12 protein-coding genes are annotated in these 18,548 nt (G+C 52.3%); 4 read left to right on the top strand and 8 right to left on the bottom strand.

Translation table 11 applies throughout. The features are described 5' to 3' along the window. Positions 1-248 precede the first annotated feature (248 nt). On the top strand, positions 249-746 hold the full coding sequence (gene eco / locus FCH32_RS01600) for a serine protease inhibitor ecotin (RefSeq protein WP_096759370.1): 498 nt from the start codon (positions 249-251) through the stop codon (positions 744-746). 100 nt (positions 747-846) lie between these two features. Here eco and mqo read toward each other — a convergent pair whose 3' ends face one another. After that, entirely contained in the window at positions 847-2,508 is a 1,662-nt protein-coding gene (gene mqo, locus FCH32_RS01595; RefSeq protein WP_174360354.1) for a malate dehydrogenase (quinone), read from the bottom strand. A gap of 278 nt (positions 2,509-2,786) precedes the next feature. On the opposite strand from mqo, the gene FCH32_RS01590 reads away from it, so the two are divergent. After that, the gene (locus FCH32_RS01590) at positions 2,787-4,034 is read left to right on the top strand and encodes a SulP family inorganic anion transporter (protein WP_174360353.1); all 1,248 of its coding nucleotides are present in this window, start codon (positions 2,787-2,789) and stop codon (positions 4,032-4,034) included. Here FCH32_RS01590 and mgtE read toward each other — a convergent pair. The 6 genes from mgtE to FCH32_RS01560 all read right to left on the bottom strand — a co-directional run bounded on the left by mgtE (position 3,997) and on the right by FCH32_RS01560 (position 11,385). After that, a complete protein-coding gene (gene mgtE, locus FCH32_RS01585; protein ID WP_096756425.1) occupies positions 3,997-5,433 on the bottom strand; it encodes a magnesium transporter in 1,437 nt (478 codons plus the stop codon). The two genes, FCH32_RS01590 and mgtE, sit on opposite strands and share 38 nt — an antisense overlap. A gap of 151 nt (positions 5,434-5,584) precedes the next feature. Then, positions 5,585-7,228: a multidrug ABC transporter permease/ATP-binding protein gene (locus tag FCH32_RS01580; protein WP_174360352.1), complete on the bottom strand. Its 1,644-nt coding sequence runs from the start codon at positions 7,226-7,228 to the stop codon at positions 5,585-5,587. Positions 7,229-7,303: 75 nt separating this feature from the next. Then, complete coding sequence (alkB, locus tag FCH32_RS01575) at positions 7,304-7,954, bottom strand: DNA oxidative demethylase AlkB (protein ID WP_096756423.1); 651 nt, start codon at positions 7,952-7,954, stop codon at positions 7,304-7,306. After that, complete coding sequence (ada, locus tag FCH32_RS01570) at positions 7,954-9,018, bottom strand: bifunctional DNA-binding transcriptional regulator/O6-methylguanine-DNA methyltransferase Ada (protein WP_117343438.1); 1,065 nt, start codon at positions 9,016-9,018, stop codon at positions 7,954-7,956. The genes alkB and ada overlap by 1 nt, the downstream gene beginning before the upstream one ends. A 79-nt stretch (positions 9,019-9,097) precedes the next feature. Next, positions 9,098-10,153: an FAD:protein FMN transferase ApbE gene (apbE, locus tag FCH32_RS01565; RefSeq protein WP_174360351.1), complete on the bottom strand. Its 1,056-nt coding sequence runs from the start codon at positions 10,151-10,153 to the stop codon at positions 9,098-9,100. 116 nt (positions 10,154-10,269) lie between these two features. Beyond that, complete coding sequence (locus FCH32_RS01560) at positions 10,270-11,385, bottom strand: porin OmpC (RefSeq protein WP_115257942.1); 1,116 nt, start codon at positions 11,383-11,385, stop codon at positions 10,270-10,272. 740 nt (positions 11,386-12,125) lie between these two features. Between FCH32_RS01560 and rcsD the strand changes: the two genes are divergently transcribed. Together rcsD and rcsB are read left to right on the top strand one after the other, a co-directional pair. Then, positions 12,126-14,795, top strand: coding sequence for a phosphotransferase RcsD (rcsD, locus tag FCH32_RS01555; RefSeq protein ID WP_174360350.1), 2,670 nt, complete (start codon positions 12,126-12,128; stop codon positions 14,793-14,795). 16 nt (positions 14,796-14,811) lie between these two features. Then, on the top strand, positions 14,812-15,462 hold the full coding sequence (gene rcsB / locus FCH32_RS01550; RefSeq protein WP_045445418.1) for a response regulator transcription factor RcsB: 651 nt from the start codon (positions 14,812-14,814) through the stop codon (positions 15,460-15,462). A 113-nt stretch (positions 15,463-15,575) separates the two neighbouring features. Here rcsB and rcsC read toward each other — a convergent pair whose 3' ends face one another. After that, positions 15,576-18,422: a two-component system sensor histidine kinase RcsC gene (gene rcsC / locus FCH32_RS01545; RefSeq protein ID WP_115257940.1), complete on the bottom strand. Its 2,847-nt coding sequence runs from the start codon at positions 18,420-18,422 to the stop codon at positions 15,576-15,578. Between the last annotated feature and the right edge of the window lie 126 nt (positions 18,423-18,548).

Below are 18,548 nucleotides of genomic sequence, written 5' to 3'. Positions count from 1 at the left end.
TGGTATAAAAAAACGCGCTTTTACTCACATTTCAATGAGTTATATAAACAATTATATAGCGAATACATATACAAGAGAATAATCTTAAAAATAGGATAATTCTTAGCACATATCTCTAGTTAATAATTAAACATTCAATTAATACACCTTAAATATAAGTAAATTTAGATTAATAGCGCATGTGAATATGTTAATCTGCGAAAAACACGTTCAGAAGACAGAAGAAAGGAAACACTGTGAACAATAAGATGAAGACCATCGTCCCTGCCATCCTGCTAGCCACGTTTGCCAGCACCTCTGCATGGGCAGCAACCAGTGATACTCCCGCGCAGCCGCTGGAAAAAGTCGCCCCGTATCCGAAAGCAGACAAAGGGATGAAACGCCAGGTTATCCAGCTTACTCCTGAGAAAGATGAATCTACTCTAAAGGTAGAACTGCTGATCGGCCAAACGCTGGACGTTGACTGCAACCAGCATCGCCTGGGCGGAGAACTGGACAGCAAAACGCTGGAAGGTTGGGGTTACGACTACTACGTATTCGACAAAGTTACCTCTCCGGTGTCAACCATGATGGCCTGCCCGGACGGCAAGAAAGAGAAGAAGTTTATTACCGCTCATTTAGGTGACGACGGTATGTTGCGTTACAACAGCAAATTACCGATTGTGGTCTACACCCCGGAAAACGTAGAAGTAAAATACCGTATCTGGAAAGCAGAAGAGAAGATTCAGGACGCAGTCGCGCGATAAATGAGAATGTGCCGGATGGCGGCGTACCGCCTTATCCGGCCTACGTATAGCGTGTTGTAGGCCGGATAAGCGCAGCGCCATCCGGCATGCAACCATGCGATTACAGTGCGATATCCGCAACCGTTTTCTGCTCTGGCTGCGGTTGAGCCTGAGGTTTTAACTGCGGTTGAGGCGTTTCATCAGGCACCTGCGGTTTATCGTATTTCAGACCCAGAACGCCACTGGTGTACTGCAGCTCTTGTTCCGTGGCCTCGACGTTACCGTTCAGCTTGGTGCCGTAAGACGGAATAATCGTTTTCAGCTTCGCCTGCCATTGCGGGCTGGCGACTTTATCTTTAAACACTTTTTCCATCAGATGCAGCATGATCGGTGCCGCCGTTGACGCGCCCGGTGATGCACCCAACAGTGCGGCAATCGTGCCGTCTTTGTCGCTCACCACTTCGGTCCCCAGACGCAGAACGCCGCCCTTGTCTTCATCACTTTTGATGATCTGCACACGCTGGCCCGCCTGCCACAAACGCCAGTCTTCTTTCTTCGCCTGCGGGTAGTATTCCTGCAGCGCAGCAAAACGGTCGTCGTCGCTGAGCATGACCTGGCTGACCAGATATTTCACCAGATCGAAATTATCCAGACCCACATTCATCATCGGCATAACGTTTGAAGTAGTGGTAGAACTCAGCAGATCCCACAATGAACCGTTTTTCAGGAACTTGGTGGAGAAGGTCGCAAACGGTCCAAACAGCACCACGCGTTTGCCATCCAGAATACGGGTGTCAATGTGCGGTACGGACATCGGCGGTGCACCGACAGAAGCCTGACCATATACTTTCGCCAGGTGGCGATTCACCACATCCGGGTTTTCCGCCACCAGGAACTGTCCGCCAACCGGGAATCCGCCGTAGCCTTTCGCTTCCGGGATGTCGGTTTCCTGCAACAGTTTCAGCGCAGCGCCACCGGCGCCAATAAAGACAAACTTCGCCTTGATGTCGCGTTCCGCTGCGTTGTTTTTCAGATCGGCAACCGTGACGGTCCAGCTGTTATCAGCGTTACGCTTAAAACCCCGTACTTCAGTACTGAGTTGCAGCGCAAAGTTAGGCTTTTTCTGTAACGAAGCGATCAACTGGCGCGTAATTTCGCCGTAGTTGACGTCAGTCCCAATCTCGGTACGCGTTGCTGCCACTTTCTGGTTTGGATCGCGTCCTTCCATCACCAGCGGTGCCCACTCTTTGATCTGGGCGTGATCTTCGGAGTAGCGCATGCCACGGAACAGCGAACTTTGCTGCAGGGCTTTATAACGCGCGCGCAGGAAGTTAACGTTCTCATCCCCCCAGACAAAGCTCATGTGGGGAACGGTAGTGATAAATGAGCGAGGGTCATGCATCACGTCGTTATTGACCTGATAGGCCCAAAACTGGCGGGAAATCTGGAAGGCTTCGTTAATTTCAACGGCCTTTTCAATGCTGACAGTACCGTCGGCTTTTTTCGGCGTGTAGTTCAGTTCCATCAGCGCGGAGTGGCCCGTGCCGGCATTGTTCCAGCCGTTTGAACTCTCCTCGGCCACACCATCCAGTCGCTCGACCATGGTCATAGACCATTGTGGTTCCAGTTCCTGTAAATAGGTTCCCAATGTGGCGCTCATGATGCCGCCGCCAATCAACAGTACATCCGTTTCCTGCTCTTCCACAGCTTTCGCTTTTGCCGCCATCGAGACAACATTCAGCCCCAGGGCCATGGTGAAGAGCATGGCTGTCACTTTTTTCATAATGTTAATGCCTTACTTTTAGTATCGCTTTTTGCTTTTCATGCAGGTGAAAATCGAACGGCCCAACGGTAACACTTAAGTAAAAAATAATAAAATATTGTTTATAATTTATGTTTAAATTTTAAAAATGTTATTAATAGGTTGATTCTTTATACGGTTATTGACAATCATTTCTGGAAACCTCCCCGTCAGGCGGGTACTATGCAGCGCTTTGCTATTCACCGCACGGATGCCTGCCGGTCTGCTGTTATCAGGCCATTTCTGACCTGAGAGTAACTATGTCTGCGACTGATTCATCCCCTGCCGCCGTGGCGGAACATTCCGTCGGCGTTGTGCTGCGTCAACCCCGCCTGCTGATGCGCGAAACGCTGGCCGGCGTGGTCACGGCGCTGGCGCTGATCCCGGAAGTGATCTCTTTTTCTGTTATCGCCGGCGTAGACCCCAAAGTCAGCCTGATAGCCTCGGTTGTCCTGTGTCTGGCGATGTCCTTTTTAGGCGGACGTCCGGCCATGGTTACCGCCGCAGCCGGATCGGTGGCGCTGGTGATTGGCCCAATGGTGCATCAGCACGGCGTACAGTACATCCTGCCCGCGGTGCTGCTGGCCGGGGCTATCCAAATCCTGTTTGGTGTATTGGGGATGGCACGACTGATGCGTTTTATCCCTGGGGCCGTGATGACCGGCTTTGTTAACGCGCTAGGCATCTTGATCTTCTTTGCTCAGGTTCCGCACTTCTGGAGTAAAAGCCCGTTGATTTGGGGGCTGTTTGTTCTGACGCTGCTTATCGTGCTGTGGGTACCGCGGTTTATTAAAAGTATTCCAGCGCCGCTGATTGCCATCGTGCTGCTGACGGTCTTCACCGTGACCAGCGGGCAGTTGTTGCCTACCGTCGGTGACGAAGGCTCATTGAGCGGTGGATTACCCGGATTCACACAGCTGTTGGTGCCTCTCAACCTGCACACGTTGGCGATTATCTGGCCCTGCGCGCTGAGTATTGCCTTTGTCGGCTTGATGGAGTCGCTGCTTACCGCCCGACTGGTTGACGATCTGACGGTCACGCCCTCGAATAAAAATCGTGAAAGTACGGGGCTGGGGATAGCCAATATTCTGGCCGGGTTATATGGCGGTATCGCCGGATGCGCGATGATTGGTCAAACGATTGTTAACGTTGAGATGGGTAAAGGACGCAGCCGCGTCTCCACGTTCGCCGCTGGGCTGGTCTTGCTGCTGTTGGTCACTGCGTTAAGCGACATGATGGCAAAAATCCCCATGTCAGTGCTGGCAGGTATTATGGTCATTGTGGCGGTGAAAACGTTCAGTTGGCACAGCATTCAGCCAGCGACACTGGCCAAAATGCCGGTCAGCGAAACGCTGGTGATGCTGATTACCGTTGCTGCAACGGTGTCGACCGGCAACCTGGCTATTGGCGTGGTTGCCGGGGTATTGACGATGCTGGTCCTGCCACGCATCGTCAGAGGCAAACGCCCAACTACACCAAAAACAGCGTTGCCAGACCGAGAAAAATAAAGAACCCGCCGGTGTCGGTAATAGCGGTGATCATCACGCTTGAGCCGATCGCCGGGTCGCGCCCCAGCTTGACCATGGTCATTGGAATAATCACCCCCATCAGCGCTGCCATTAACAGATTAAGCATCATTGCCAGGGTCATCACGCCGCCGAGCGCCATGTCATCGTACAACCACCAGGTGATGCCGCCCATAATCCCGCCCCAGACCAGCCCGTTAATCACCGCCACGCCCATTTCTCGCAGGATCAGGAACGTAAGGTTTCCTGGCTGAATGTTTTGCAGCGCCAGCGCGCGGACAATCATGGTGATGGTCTGATTACCGGTATTGCCGCCGATCCCCGCCACGATGGGCATGAGCGAGGCCAGCGCCACCAGCTGTGAAATCGTGTGTTCAAAACCGTCGATGACGCGCGATGCGATAAATGCGGTACAGAGATTAACGGCCAGCCAGGCCCAACGGGTTTTTACCGCTTTGGTAACCGGGGCAAAGACATCTTCTCCGGCGCTTAAGCCCCCCATCCGGCGCAGATCGGTGTCCGTTTCTTCATACACCACATCGACGATCTCATCGATGGTTAAACGCCCCATCAGCTTGCCGGTTGGGTCCACCACCGCTGCACTGACCAGGTTATCACGTTCAAAGGTACGCGCGGCGTGCTCGGCGATATCTTCCGGAGCAAAGGTGAGCGGATCGTCTTCCATCACCTCACTGACTTTGCGTTGCACGTCATTGAGCAGAATACGGGTTAACGTCAGCTCGCCCACCAGCACTTTATTGCGGTCGGTGACGAAGAGTTTATCGGTGTTCTCCGGCATTTTACCCAGCCGTCGCAGGTAGCGTTGTACCACCTCCAGCGTCACGTCCGGGCGCACGGTAATGACCTCGAACTCCATGATCGCACCGACGCGATTCTTCTCGTAGTGCATCACCTGGCGCACGCGCGCCCGCTCTTCCGCCGGTAACGTCGCCAGCAGTCGACCGGTCAGGTTACGCGGTAAATGCTGCACCACGTAAATCTGCTCGTCGATGTCGAGGTATTGCAGCGCGTCGAGCAATTCCCGGTCCGACATTTCATCGATCAGATCGTCCCAGACGTTTTCAGACGCCTCCAGCAACACATAGCCACGCTTGTCGCTTTGGATCAGCCGCCACAGCGCGTGACGCTCTTCGGAGGGTAATGCTTCGAGGGTATCGGCCAGATCGGGTGGCGGCAAATGCTCCACCAGCGCCCCTACCTCAGCAATATCGTCGGCAAGCGTACCGACGTCATATTGCTCAGCCAGGGTAAGCTTGCCCAACAGCGTTGAAATAATGGCTTTATCAGTGGTCAGCAGCCAGATCAGGCGGGCACGTTCTTCATCACGTAGCCTGGCGCTATTTTTGTTTATTACGGACATCAATCATAAATCCATGATATGAAATATCATTAATCATGATGCCGAATTATGTAAATAACAATAAACGAAGCCGCCGGATGGATAAAAAACCGGCGGCACGCGGAGTTATAGGCCCGATAAGCGTAGTGCCATCGGGTAACAACTCACCGATTCAGGCAGTACGTGCGACGGCATCACGCGAAGCAGCGTCGCGATCGTCGCCCAACAGCTCAGTCAGCTGGCCATTGCGCATCTCAAGCAAGCGATCGGCATGAATAAAGTAGTGATCATCGTGACTAATGGCAAAAATGGTTTTGCCCATCTCTTGCATCAACGGCAACAGCACCTGGTAGAATTCGCGCCGGAAGTGCGGGTCCTGATCGGCAGCCCATTCATCCAGCAGAATAATGTCGCGTTCCTCGGCTAACGCCAGCAGCAGTGCCACGCGTTTTTTCTGCCCTTTCGACAGCTTAAGATTCAGAATGCGCCCGTCGTTCAGCTCCAGCTTGTGCGCCATCTGCAGATGTTCCAGCCACTTATCGACCAGCGCCGGGTTGGCCGATTGACCTTCCGGCCCCAGCAGTTTGTCAAACAGCCAGACGTCGGTAAACACGGCGGAGAACAGCTTGCGGTAGTCTTCAGGTTTGTCGACCGCCACCGCCTTACCGTCGAGCAGGATCTCGCCAGACTGCGGCTGGTATAACCCAGTCAGTAACATGGCCAGCGTAGATTTCCCGCTGCCATTGCCGCCAATCAGGAAGATCAGCTCGCCACGGTGAATGGTCAGATTGACCGGCCCAACGGAGAAAGCATTGTCCTGATAGTGGAAAACTACGTTACGTAGCTCGAGCGTTTTCCAGTTTGGGAATGCAGTAGGACGAGGGAATTCAGCCTTGAACGGTGCCAGTGCAAATTTATTCAGTTTATTAAACGCCACTTGGGCGGTGAGCAGCGTGGGCAGCGCGCCAACGGCAGACAGCAGCGGCGTACGCAGGAACAGCAGCGTCAGCGAATAGGTTGCCGCGACGTTGGTATCCGCCCAGCCGAGGCTATTAGCCATCCAGAACACCAGGCCAATGGCACCCAACATCATAATGTTCGACCAGTTGACCGCGCTCAGGTGGAAGGTATCGGCACGAATAATATGGTGGCGGTACTCTTTGGCATCCGGGACGTACAGTTGATTAAAAATATGCTCAGCACGTTCACGGTTAAGGGTCAGCTCTTTGCGCCCTTCCAGCACCGTCTGGTAATCGTTGTACAGCTTGTCTTCGGTTTCACGCAACGTGGCCATGTGTTTGTACACCCGCGCCACCAGCAAAAATCCACCCCAGATGGTGATCGCCATCCAGATTGCCGTCACCAGCAACATTTTGGTCGACAGCATCGCCAGATATGCCGCAGACCCGACGGTCAATATAATCCCCTGCACCAGCTCCGGCAGGCGGACAAAGGCGATGGTGATATTGCGGATATCGCTGGTTAAGCCAGCCAGCAACGCGGCGCTACCGAGCTGTTCGATGCGCTCGACGTGAGTATCCAGAATACGTTTGATAAATTCGCTACGCAGACGGTAGACAAAGTGGTGTCCCAGCGTGGTCAACGCCAGCTGTGAACCAAGAGTCACGATCATCAGCAACAGCAGCAGGCCGAGAAACTCCGGCAGCACCATAAGCGTAGTGTCGACTGTTTCAATCAGGCGCTGGTTGATAAACGCAATCAGCCCAATCCCCAACGCAGCACTGGCAAGGCTGAGCGCCATGACGCTGATAAATGGCCAGCGATACTGCCGCCAGACAAGAAGTAAAAGTTCCATGTGTTCAACCCGGACAAGTAATAACAGCCCGCAGTTTAAACATCTCTTCGCCGACAGCAATAATAATTCTTATTTTTATTCTTCTTTACTCGCCCGGCGAAAAGTCAGATTGTAACGGCAGTCCGTTGTCAACGGATGGTAGCCAGTCTTAAGCGGCTGTATACCATGATAAAACAAGCGCGATTTCCCGCCCCACACCACCACATCACCGTGTTCCAGCAGCAGCCGCTTTAACGGATCGTTGCGCTTCAGACCACCGAACTGAAAGATTGCCGGCAGGCCCAGCGAGACAGAAACAATGGGCGCTTGCAGGTCGGGTTCGTCTTTATCCTGATGCAACGACAGTTTTGCCCCTGGCGTATAGCGGTTGATCAAACAGGCATCTGGTCGGAAATCGGGATAGCCCGCAGCGGTCGCCGCCTGTTGACACAGTTCGGCAAAAACGTCAGGCAAACGCGGCCAGGCGCTACCGGTCAACGGATCGACCGGAGAATAGAGGTAGCCATGCTGATCGGTCGTCCACCCCAATTGACCACAGTTGGTCATCGCCACCGACATTGTATATCCGCCGGGGGTCACCATCTGGCGAAACGGCGATTGTCTGACGACAACCGCCATTTCCTGTAATAAAGAAGGCGCGGCATCAAACGCAAAACGGCGCAAAATGACCGCACCGGACGCCAGCGGCTCCTGCCAGGGTTTTGCCTGCGCAAAGAGATCGAGCATTATCTGTCCTCACCTGTGGTTTCACGGTGCAGCAGTTGCGCCTTGCGGGCGACGCCCCAGCGATAACCCGAAAGCGCGCCATCGCCGCGGATCACCCGATGACACGGGATCACAATCGCCAGCTTATTTGCTCCGCAGGCACTCGCCACAGCGCGCACCGCTTTCGGTTTCCCCACGGCATTCGCCAACTGCTGGTAGCTCACCGTTTCGCCACAGGGAATGTCACGCAGCGCCTGCCACACCTGCTGCTGAAACGCGGTTCCCCGAATATCCAGCGGCAGCGACAATGGGGTATTGCGTGAGTTAATGACCGCGATCACTTCGCGCACACGCTGTTGAAAATCGGGATCCGCAGGCACACCGCGTGCTGCAGGAAACAGTTCATGCAGCTCAGATACCAGCGTAGCATCGTCGTCGCCGAGTAAAATTGCGCAGATACCGCGTTCACTTTCCGCTACCAGGCAGCGGCCCAGTGCGCAGTCCGCCACGGTATAGCGAATCGCCAGCTTATCGCCGCCTTGACGAAACTGCTTTGCCGTCATGCCCAGCGCTCCATCCGCTTTACGGTAATAGCTGCTGCTGTCGGGGAAGCCGGCATTCAAAATCGCCTGGGTCACCGGTGCGCCTTTCGCCAGCGCGTCACGCAAACGCCTGACGCGCCAGGACTGCTGCCACGCTTTCGGCGTCATGCCCGTCGTAGCTTTAAACAGACGATGTAGATGAAACGGGCTCATCGCCACTTGCTGGGCTAAAGCCTCCAGCGTGAGCGGCGACTCCTGCTCTAACAGCTGGCACGCCAGGCTAATCTTCTCCAGCCGCTGCTGCTGCGCGTTGGCTTTATCCGGCTGACAGCGTTTGCAGGGACGAAATCCTGCCGCTAACGCCTGCCCGGCATCGGCAAAGAAACGGACATTTTTACGCAGCGCATGTTTAGCCCGACATGACGGTCGACAAAAGATACCCGTGGTCTGTACAGCAAAAACAAACTGACCGTCAGCGTCCGCATCACGCTGTAACACAGACTGCCAACGGTCCTCATCGGTTACGCGTTGAAGATTATTCATAATGGACTCCTTTGTTAAGCATAGTGCTTAGCCTCAGTGTGTCCGCATTGCAGGGCGTAAAAACCTGCAATCTTGCTTTTTAATTTTTATCGCTGACCAGAAAGCTTTCGAACTGCGGCGACATCCAGGTTTTAAACCCCTCGCCTTCTTTGACAATCATATAAACCGCCAGCCCTTCACGACGCACCACCTCTTTGGCTTTATCCGTGCCGAGCACCATCAGGCCGGTATCCCAGCCGTCGGCTTCCAGTGCCGTAGGCGCAATCACCGTCACCGAGACCAGATTATGCTCAATTGGCCGACCGGTTTGCGGATCGATAACATGCGACAGACGCTTTCCGTCCAGTTCGTAATAATTGCGATAACTGCCGGACGTGCTGATGCCATGACCGTTAATATCGACAACCGCCTGCACCGCGTTTTCCCGATCGGTGGGTTTCTGGATCGCTACTCGCCACGGACGTCCCTCGGCGTTCATCCCCCGGCTGTTCAGCGCCCCACCAACGGACACCAGATAACGGGCGATCCCCTCCTGCTCCATCAGTCGGGCCAGATGATCGGCAGCATAACCTTCACCAACGGTAGAGAGATCGACATACAGATCCGCTAGATCTTTCTGCAGATAGTTCTGCCGCGTGTCATTGATTACGCTCAGGTGCTGCAGCCCGGTTTGTGCTTTTGCTGCATCAATTTGTGCCTGCGTGGGGATATGCAGCGGCTGCTTGTCCGGACCAAATCCCCACAGGTTAACCAACGGGCCGACGGTGATGTCCATCGCGCCATCGGTTTTCGCGCCAATACGCAGCGCCGAGGTGATGATATCCGCCATGGCATCGTTGACCGGCCAGGGCGACAGGCTTTTCGACAAGTTAAAACGCATCAGCGCAGAATCGTTTTTATAGGTAGAGAGCAGCTGATCGTCAGCATCAAGCTGCGTCTGGATCTTGACCCGCAGTTCTTCGGCGCGTTTAGCATCAACGTTCACCACGCTAACCCGCCAGAAGGTGCCCATCGTTTTGCCTTCCAGTACGGTGGCCGCAGGCGGTGTGGTCTGAACCGGCTTTGGTGCGTTATCGCAGCCGACAAAAAAGATCGTCACAGCCAACAGGGCTGCGCGGCAAAAATTCATATCCATACGTGATTATCCTCATGCGAACGGACGCAAGAGTACACCAAAAAGGGTTGCCTGTACGCCGGAATAACGGCATTAAAAAAGGCCCCGCAGGGCCTTTTAATAACAATGAACGCAGATTAGAACTGGTAAACCAGACCCAGCGCTACGATATCATCGGTAGAGATACCCGCATCACGGGTGAAGTTGTTGTCATCCAGCAGGTTGATTTTGTAATCAACATAGGTAGACATGTTTTTGTTGAAGTAGTAAGTCGCGCCAACATCAACATATTTCAGGATGTCTTCGTCGCCATAACCACGACCCAGGTCTTTACCTTTGGACTGCAGGTAAGCCACGGACGGACGCAGACCGAAGTCGAACTGGTACTGTGCAACGGCTTCGAAGTTCTGCGCTTTGTTAGCCCAGCCTAAATCACCTGCACGCGTTGCGTTGTAGGTCTGGGTGTACTGTGCTGCCAGGTACACGTTGTTCGCGTCGTATTTCAGACCACCGGTGTAGGTTTCAGCACGGTCGCCAGTACCGAAGTTCAAACGGTTCTGCTCGTCAGTACGTTTGGAGCTGGTGACTGCGGTACCCAGCGCGAAGCCTTCACCGATATCATACGTGATCGATCCGCCAACACCGTCGCCATTCTGACGCAGTGCATCACGACCGTTGTTGGTCACGCCAGTGAACGTTCTGCCGTTCTCGTCTTCGCCGCTCACGCTACCGTTTTTGCCCTGGTACTGAATGGCAAAGTTCAGACCATCAACCAGACCGAAGAAATCGGTGTTACGGTAGGTCGCGAAGCCGTTACCACGCTGCTGCATGAAGTTGTCAGAACCGTAGGTGTCACCGCCGAATTCCGGCAGAACGTCGGTCCAGGACGTTACGTCGTAAACCACGCCGTAGTTACGACCGTAGTCGAAAGAACCGGCATCAGCGAATTTCAGACCTGCAAACGCCACACGGGTCCAGGAGTTGTTTTCACTTTCAGCCGCGTTACCTTGAATCTGGTATTCCCACTGGCCGTAACCGGTCAGTTGGTCGTTAACCTGAGTTTCGCCTTTGAAGCCGATACGCATGTAAGTCTTGTCACCATCATCACCTTTGTTATCGGAGAAATAGTGCAGACCGTCGACTTTACCGTACAGGTCTAATTTGTTGCCGTCTTTGTTGTAAATTTCAGCCGCATTCGCGGTACCTGCTACCAGCAGAGCTGGGACCAGGAGGGACAGTACTTTGACTTTCATGTTATTAACCCTCTGTTATATGCCTTTATTGCTTTTTTTATGCCACTGCATACTGATTACGTTCATTAACCAGTCGGCAACTTCATTCTCCGCAAAAACACAGAATAATCCAACACGAATATGATACTAAAACTTTAAAGGTGTTTCATTTATCTACATAGATGTTTCAAAATGTTAATATCAGGGAACTTTTTAAAAATCAAAAAATGAGCAAAATAAGCACAAATAGTCAAGAAACATACAGATAACGATATAAATCAACTAATTGCATTCAAAAAACTCATAGCACTGAATGACAAAACAAAATCTTCACTCGCAACTAAAATAGCACTGCTATCATCATTAACTTTATTTATTACCGTCATTCATTCTTGAATGTCTGTTTACCCCTATTTCAACCGAATGCTCTGCGTTCGGTTTTTTTTTACCCTAATTTACACAAAACTGACAGTCCTGTGCTACCAACCAAAAACTATAACAATTATTAACTATTTCTTTGTGTATTAATCACACCTAAGCTTATCTAATAATTTCTTGTTATTTAATGCTAATTTCTTAGGTTCAAAATTTCTATTTGTACCTGACACGGTGGGCTGTACAGATTGACCACGCCGTGACGAAGCAAGATGTGCGGTAAACACATGCCATGCGTCCGGTGCTGCGAGAGTATGGCAATTCATCCATTACCCTTTATACTGCCCCTTCATCTTAAGCATCGTTCTAACAGGTCTTAAACACGAATGAGTCAGTCAGACACAACGGCTTCTACCCGATTTTCCCTACTTCCGGGAAGTATTACCCGTTTCTTCTTATTACTGATCGTTGTGCTGTTAGTGATGATGGGCGTGATGGTCCAGAGCGCGGTCAACACCTGGCTAAAAGATAAGAGCTATCAGATTGTCGATATCACGCATGCCATCCATAAACGAGTAGATACCTGGCGGTACGTCACGTGGCAAATTTATGACAATATTGCCGCCACCCCGCAATCCGCCACAGCGGATGGACTACAAGAAACCCGTTTGAAACAAGATATCTACTATCTTGAGAAACCACGCAGAAAAACCGAAGCGCTTATTTTTGGCTCGCATGACAGCTCAACGCTGGAGATGACTCAGCGTATCTCAACCTACCTGGATACCCTGTGGGGAGCCGAGAATGTCCCATGGTCAATGTATTATCTCAATGGCCAGGACAACAGCCTGATCCTGATTTCGACGTTGCCACTGAAAGATCTGACCTCCGGCTTTAAAGAGTCGACGATTGGTAATATCGTCGATTCGCGCCGTGCAGAAATGCTACAGCAGGCCAATGCGCTGGATGAACGTGAAAGCTTCTCCTCGCTGCGCCGCCTGGTCTGGCAAAACGGCCATTACTTCACACTGCGTACCACCTTTAATCAGCCGGGACATCTGGCCACCGTGGTGGCGTTTGACCTGCCCATTAATGATCTGATCCCGCCAGGCATGCCGCTGGACAGTTTTCATTTGGAACCTGATGCCACCTCAACGGTCGAGCACAGTAATGAAAAAGAGTCGCCTGACAGCGTCAGTATCAGCTTCAATAACGCCAAAATTGAGATTTCATCGGCGCTAAACTCAACGGATATGCGACTGGTCTGGCAGGTCCCGTTCGGTTCATTGCTGCTCGACACCTTGCAAAATATCCTGCTGCCGCTGTTGCTGAACATCGCATTGCTGGCACTGGCGTTATTTGGCTATACCACCTTTCGCCACCTCCCTGCCCGCTCGACCGACGTGGTGCCAAATCTTGCCGCCAATAATGAATTACGCGTTTTGCGAGCAATCAACGAAGAGATTGTTTCACTGCTGCCGCTGGGCTTATTGGTGCACGATCAGGAGGCTAACCGTACGGTCATCAGCAATAAAATTGCCGACCACCTGCTGCCGCATTTGAATTTGCAAAACATAACCAGCATGGCTGAGCAACATCAGGGCGTGATCCAGGCCACCATTAATAATGAACTGTATGAAATCCGACTGTTCCGCAGCCAGATATCACCGCGTACGCAGATCTTTATTATTCGCGACCAGGACAAAGAAGTGCTGGTGAATAAAAAACTGAAACAAGCCCAGCGCCTGTATGAGAAAAATCAGCAGGCCCGCGCCGCATTTATGCAGAATATCGGCAGTGCCCTGAAAGATCCGGCCAGAATACTGGCCGTTAATGCCGCCGCACTCAATACGCCTGACAGCCAAAAACTGGCAAATCAGGCCGATGTGCTGGTGCGAATGGTTGATGAAATTCAGTTGGCCAATATTCTCGAGAGCGACAGCTGGAAAAGCGAGTCCACGCTGTTCTCCGTTCAAACGTTAATTGATGAAGTGGTGCCTGACGTTCTGCCGGTCATTAAACGCAAAGGCCTGCAGCTGCTGATTAAAAATAACCTCAGCGCCAGCGATGAACGCCGCGGCGACCGTGACGCCCTGCGCCGTATTCTGCTGCTGTTGATTCAATACGCGGTAACCACCACGCAAATTGGGAAAATTACCCTCGAAGTTGACCAGGATGAATCAGAGGCAGAGCGCCTGACCTTCCGTATTCTGGATACTGGTGAAGGCGTAACGTTGAATGAAATTGATAATCTACACTTTCCGTTCATCAATGAAACGCAGGGCGATCGCTATGGCAAAGCCAACCCGCTGACGTTTTGGCTATGCGATCAGCTGGCCCGTAAACTGGGCGGGCACCTGAATATCAAAGCGCGTGAAGAACTTGGAACGCGTTATATCGTCCATGTTAAAATGCCGCTGCATGACCAACATGCTGACATTGAAGAGCGCCTGTTGGATGACGTCTGCGTAATGGTTGATGTCACCTCCAGTGAGGTACGTAGCATCGTATTACGTCAGTTAGAAAACTGGGGAGCCACCTGCATCACGCCCGATGAACGGTTGAGTAGTCAAGAATATGATCTCTTTTTAACTGATAATCCGTCTAATCTTACTGCCTCGGGCTTGCTTTTAAGCGATGATGAGTCTGGCGTACGCAAAATTGGCCCTGGTCAGCTGCGCGTCAACTTTAATATGAGCAATGCTATGCAGGAAGCTGTCCTCGAGCTAATAGAAGAGCAGCTGGCGCAGGAAGAGATCCAGGAAATCCCCCTCGGCGGAGATGAAAACGCCGAACTTCATGCCAGTGGTTACTATGCACTCTTTGTAGACACAGTACCGGATGATGTTAAGAGGTTGTATACTGAGGCGGAAACCAGCGATTTCGCTGCGTTAGCCCAAACCGCCCATCGCCTGAAAGGCGTGTTTGCCATGCTTAATCTGGTACCCGGCAAGCAGTTATGTGAAGCGCTGGAACATCTTATTCAAGAAAAAGATGCTCCAGGTATAGAAAAGTACATCAGCGACATTGACACTTACGTCAAGAGCTTGCTGTAGCAAGGTAGCCCAATACATGAACACTATGAACGTAATTATTGCCGATGACCATCCGATTGTACTGTTCGGTATTCGTAAATCACTTGAGCAAATCGAATGGGTGAACGTTGTCGGCGAATTTGAAGACTCCACTGCACTGATCAACAATTTGCCGAAATTAGACGCGCATGTGTTGATAACCGATCTCTCTATGCCGGGAGATAAATACGGTGACGGGATCACGTTAATTAAATACATCAAGCGCCATTTCCCGAGCCTGTCGATCATCGTCCTGACCATGAACAACAACCCGGCGATCCTCAGCGCGGTGCTGGATCTCGACATTGAAGGGATCGTGCTGAAACAGGGTGCGCCAACGGATCTGCCAAAAGCACTGGCGGCGCTGCAAAAAGGCAAGAAATTTACCCCAGAAAGCGTTTCTCGTTTGCTGGAGAAAATCAGTGCCAGCGGGTATGGTGACAAACGTCTTTCGCCGAAAGAGAGCGAAGTTCTGCGCCTGTTCGCGGAAGGTTTCCTGGTCACTGAAATCGCCAAAAAGCTCAACCGCAGCATTAAAACCATCAGTAGCCAGAAAAAGTCCGCGATGATGAAACTGGGCGTTGAAAACGATATCGCCCTGCTGAACTATCTCTCGTCCGTGACGCTAAGCCCGTCCGACAAAGACTGATTCCTTTTCCATCAACATGCCTGATGGCGCTACGTTTATCCGGCCTACGAACGATACCTCATTGAGGTATGTTCCGTAGGCCGGATAAGGCAAACGCCGCCATCCGGCATTTTTTATCCCCGCGTTTTTCTCACTCTTTCCGCATATACCGTCAGCGTCTGCTTCAGCACATCCAACGTCACCGGCTTGGATAAGCAACTATCCATCCCTGACTCCAGACAACGCTGCTTCTCTTCTGCCAGTGCGTTCGCCGTTACGCCAACCACCGGCAGTGTGAGCCCCAGCTGACGAATGCGCTGCGTCAGGCGGTAACCGTCCATATTCGGCATGTTGACGTCGCTCAACACGATATCGATATGATTTTTGCTCAGCACATTGAGTGCGTCTACACCATCATTGGCTGTTTTACACTGATACCCCAACGATCCCAACTGATCGGCCAACAAGCGGCGGTTGATCGGATGATCGTCAACCACCAGAATCATCATGTCATCGTGGGTACTGCCGATTTTATCCGGGGCAGGCAGCGCGCTGGAGAGATTTTCATCCTCCAGCTCAACGCGATATATATGCGCCAGCAGCGCAGGCAGCTCGTGCGGTGAGGCCACGCTGTGCACCCACTCACCCGGCGCTCTCTCCTGCGGAATGCCGATATGTCGGCGACAGAAAATCACCGCGGCGCGTCCCTGCCATGCCTGTTCCTGCACATCATCGGCAATCAGCACGTCATCAGCGTCGGGTTGCTGACCTTCATAGCGCAGCACCGTCATCCCGTTACGCGTCAGGCTGGCTTCGATAAAGCGATACAGTGAAGCATTACGTACCGCCAGCCAGCAGCGGGTATTGGCCAGCCCTTCCACACTTTTCTTCAGCGGATACTGCGCACCATACAGTGGAATACGCACCGTAAACTGGCTGCCCATTCCGGGTTCGGAATCGACGGATATATCACCATCCATCATGCTGATCAGTTTTTCACAAATCGCCAGCCCCAATCCGGTCCCCTGGAAATTACGCTGAACCCCGGTGCCGACCTGAAAGAACGGATCGAACAGACGCACGACTTCTTTGGCCGGAATGCCCACGCCGGTATCACGTACGCGAATACTGAGATAATCACCATGACGCTGCACATGCAGCACAATGCAGCCGGTATCGGTGAACTTAATCGCATTGCTCAACAGATTAGAGATCACCTGCTGCAAGCGCATGGGATCGCCATTCAACGCCACCGGCACATCCGGTTCGATGAAACAGTACAATCCCAGCTGCTTACGTACCACCAGCGGCAGGTAGTTGGCCGTTATGTGGTTCATCACCTCGCGCGGTGAAAACTCACGCGGCTCAATCTTAAGCTGTTCAGATTCAATTTTTGAGAAGTCGAGAATATCGCTGATAATTTTCAGCAGCAGGCTTGAGGAGTTGTTCATCGCCGTGACCAACCGATCGACACCACTCGGCAACTCTTTGGTTTGCAGCAAATCCAGGTTGCCGATAATGCCGTACAGCGGCGTACGCAGCTCATGGCTGACCGTGGCGAGGAACATCGATTTAGACTGGCTAGCCTGCTCCGCTGCCTGCGCCATCTCCTGCAGCGACTCTTCCATTTTGACACGTGCGCTAACATCAACCAGTACGCAAATCGCCACGTTTTCATTGCGATAGCGCGAATGCACAAAGCTGATTTGCAGATTGGTATTATTGCTGGTGAGCACATCAACGAAATTAACCTGCTGACCGCAGATGATCTGTGTGAGCCGCTGCCTGTCCTCGTGGGTCAACATATTCAGATAGGTATGCGCCAACTCGTTACTCAGGATGTTAATACCGTCGATAGTGCGCAGAATACAAATACCGACTGGCGCAGAGGCAACAATTTTACGGTTAAACTGTTCATGTTCTTCCAGACGCTGGGCATCGCTTTCCGCAGGGATAAAAATACGTCGCTCATACATACGTGCCAGCATAAACAACGCCGCGCCCACCAGCACATTCAACAGAATAGCGTTGAGGATCAACATGCGAATACGTTCCAGCACCAGATCGACCGGGACGGAATACACAATACTGAGCGATGATGGCGGCAGATTTTTCTTCAGCACCAGCTCGCGAAAACCCGGCGTATAACCAAACCAGGAACGCTCCTGCATCCAACGCGGTTCAGCTTTGATCGTCCCCTCAGGGCCAGCCAGCGAAATCAGCGCGTGACCATTTTCATCAAGGATAGTCACGCCCATCGGCAGATTACCCGGCGTGAAGAAGTTTTCCATACGAATCGGCTGCTCAACGCCAAGCAGCGCCTGCAGGCGATTAGCCAGATACACCGGCGTCAGCGCATAAAAATAGCCCACGCCCGGACGCGGCCCCTGGCTTATCCAGAACAGGTTATTGCCGTTTTCGTCCTGCGGCGCATTGCGGTACTTAACGATGCGTTCATGCAACGCTTTCAACGCCTCATCGCGTTCCACGGGCATATCACGCAGACCAAAGTTGGCCATACACAGGTTATCGCTGCCGATCAGAAACACGCGATTTAAGTCATAGGCGGCGGAGAAATTGTCGCGCCAGTAGCGCATAAACCACGCCAGCGATTCCAGTGAACCACGCCAGGCGTTGCCCATCACCGCACAGTCGGAATCAGCAAACAGCGGCTCAAAATTGGGCACCACGGTTTTGTCATCCCGCGCCCGCAGCGACATCACGCCGTTTTCCGCCGTTAAGCGGTTCTCTGCAATATATTTCAGCTCTTTGATCACATCAGACGTGCGCTGAATGTAGCGCTGCGCCTGATCGGAGCTAAGCGTAAACTCCTGACGGATCTCCGATTCTCGCTGATGCAGCGCATTCACAATGTAGAACACACTCGCAAAAGCAATCAGAAGCCAGACCAGCAGCGCCAGCGCTCTGAACAGGTAGCGTGAGACTTTTAGGGTTGCATGAACAGAAGCAAGGTATTTCAAAGGGGCGAAGCTCCGCCTCAGGGTATGAATAAGTGTGGTTAAGGTAGCGGTAAATGCCCGGCGTCGCAATGCCCTCTCTTTACGGGAATATGATACACCGCTGAGAAAACATTATCTTAACCCCTG

The sequence above is a fragment of the Citrobacter gillenii genome (assembly GCF_013337685.1).
Lineage (GTDB): Bacteria > Pseudomonadota > Gammaproteobacteria > Enterobacterales > Enterobacteriaceae > Citrobacter > Citrobacter gillenii.
Note: the sequence above shows the minus strand (reverse complement) of the source record. Positions and strands in the feature narration are given on the sequence as shown.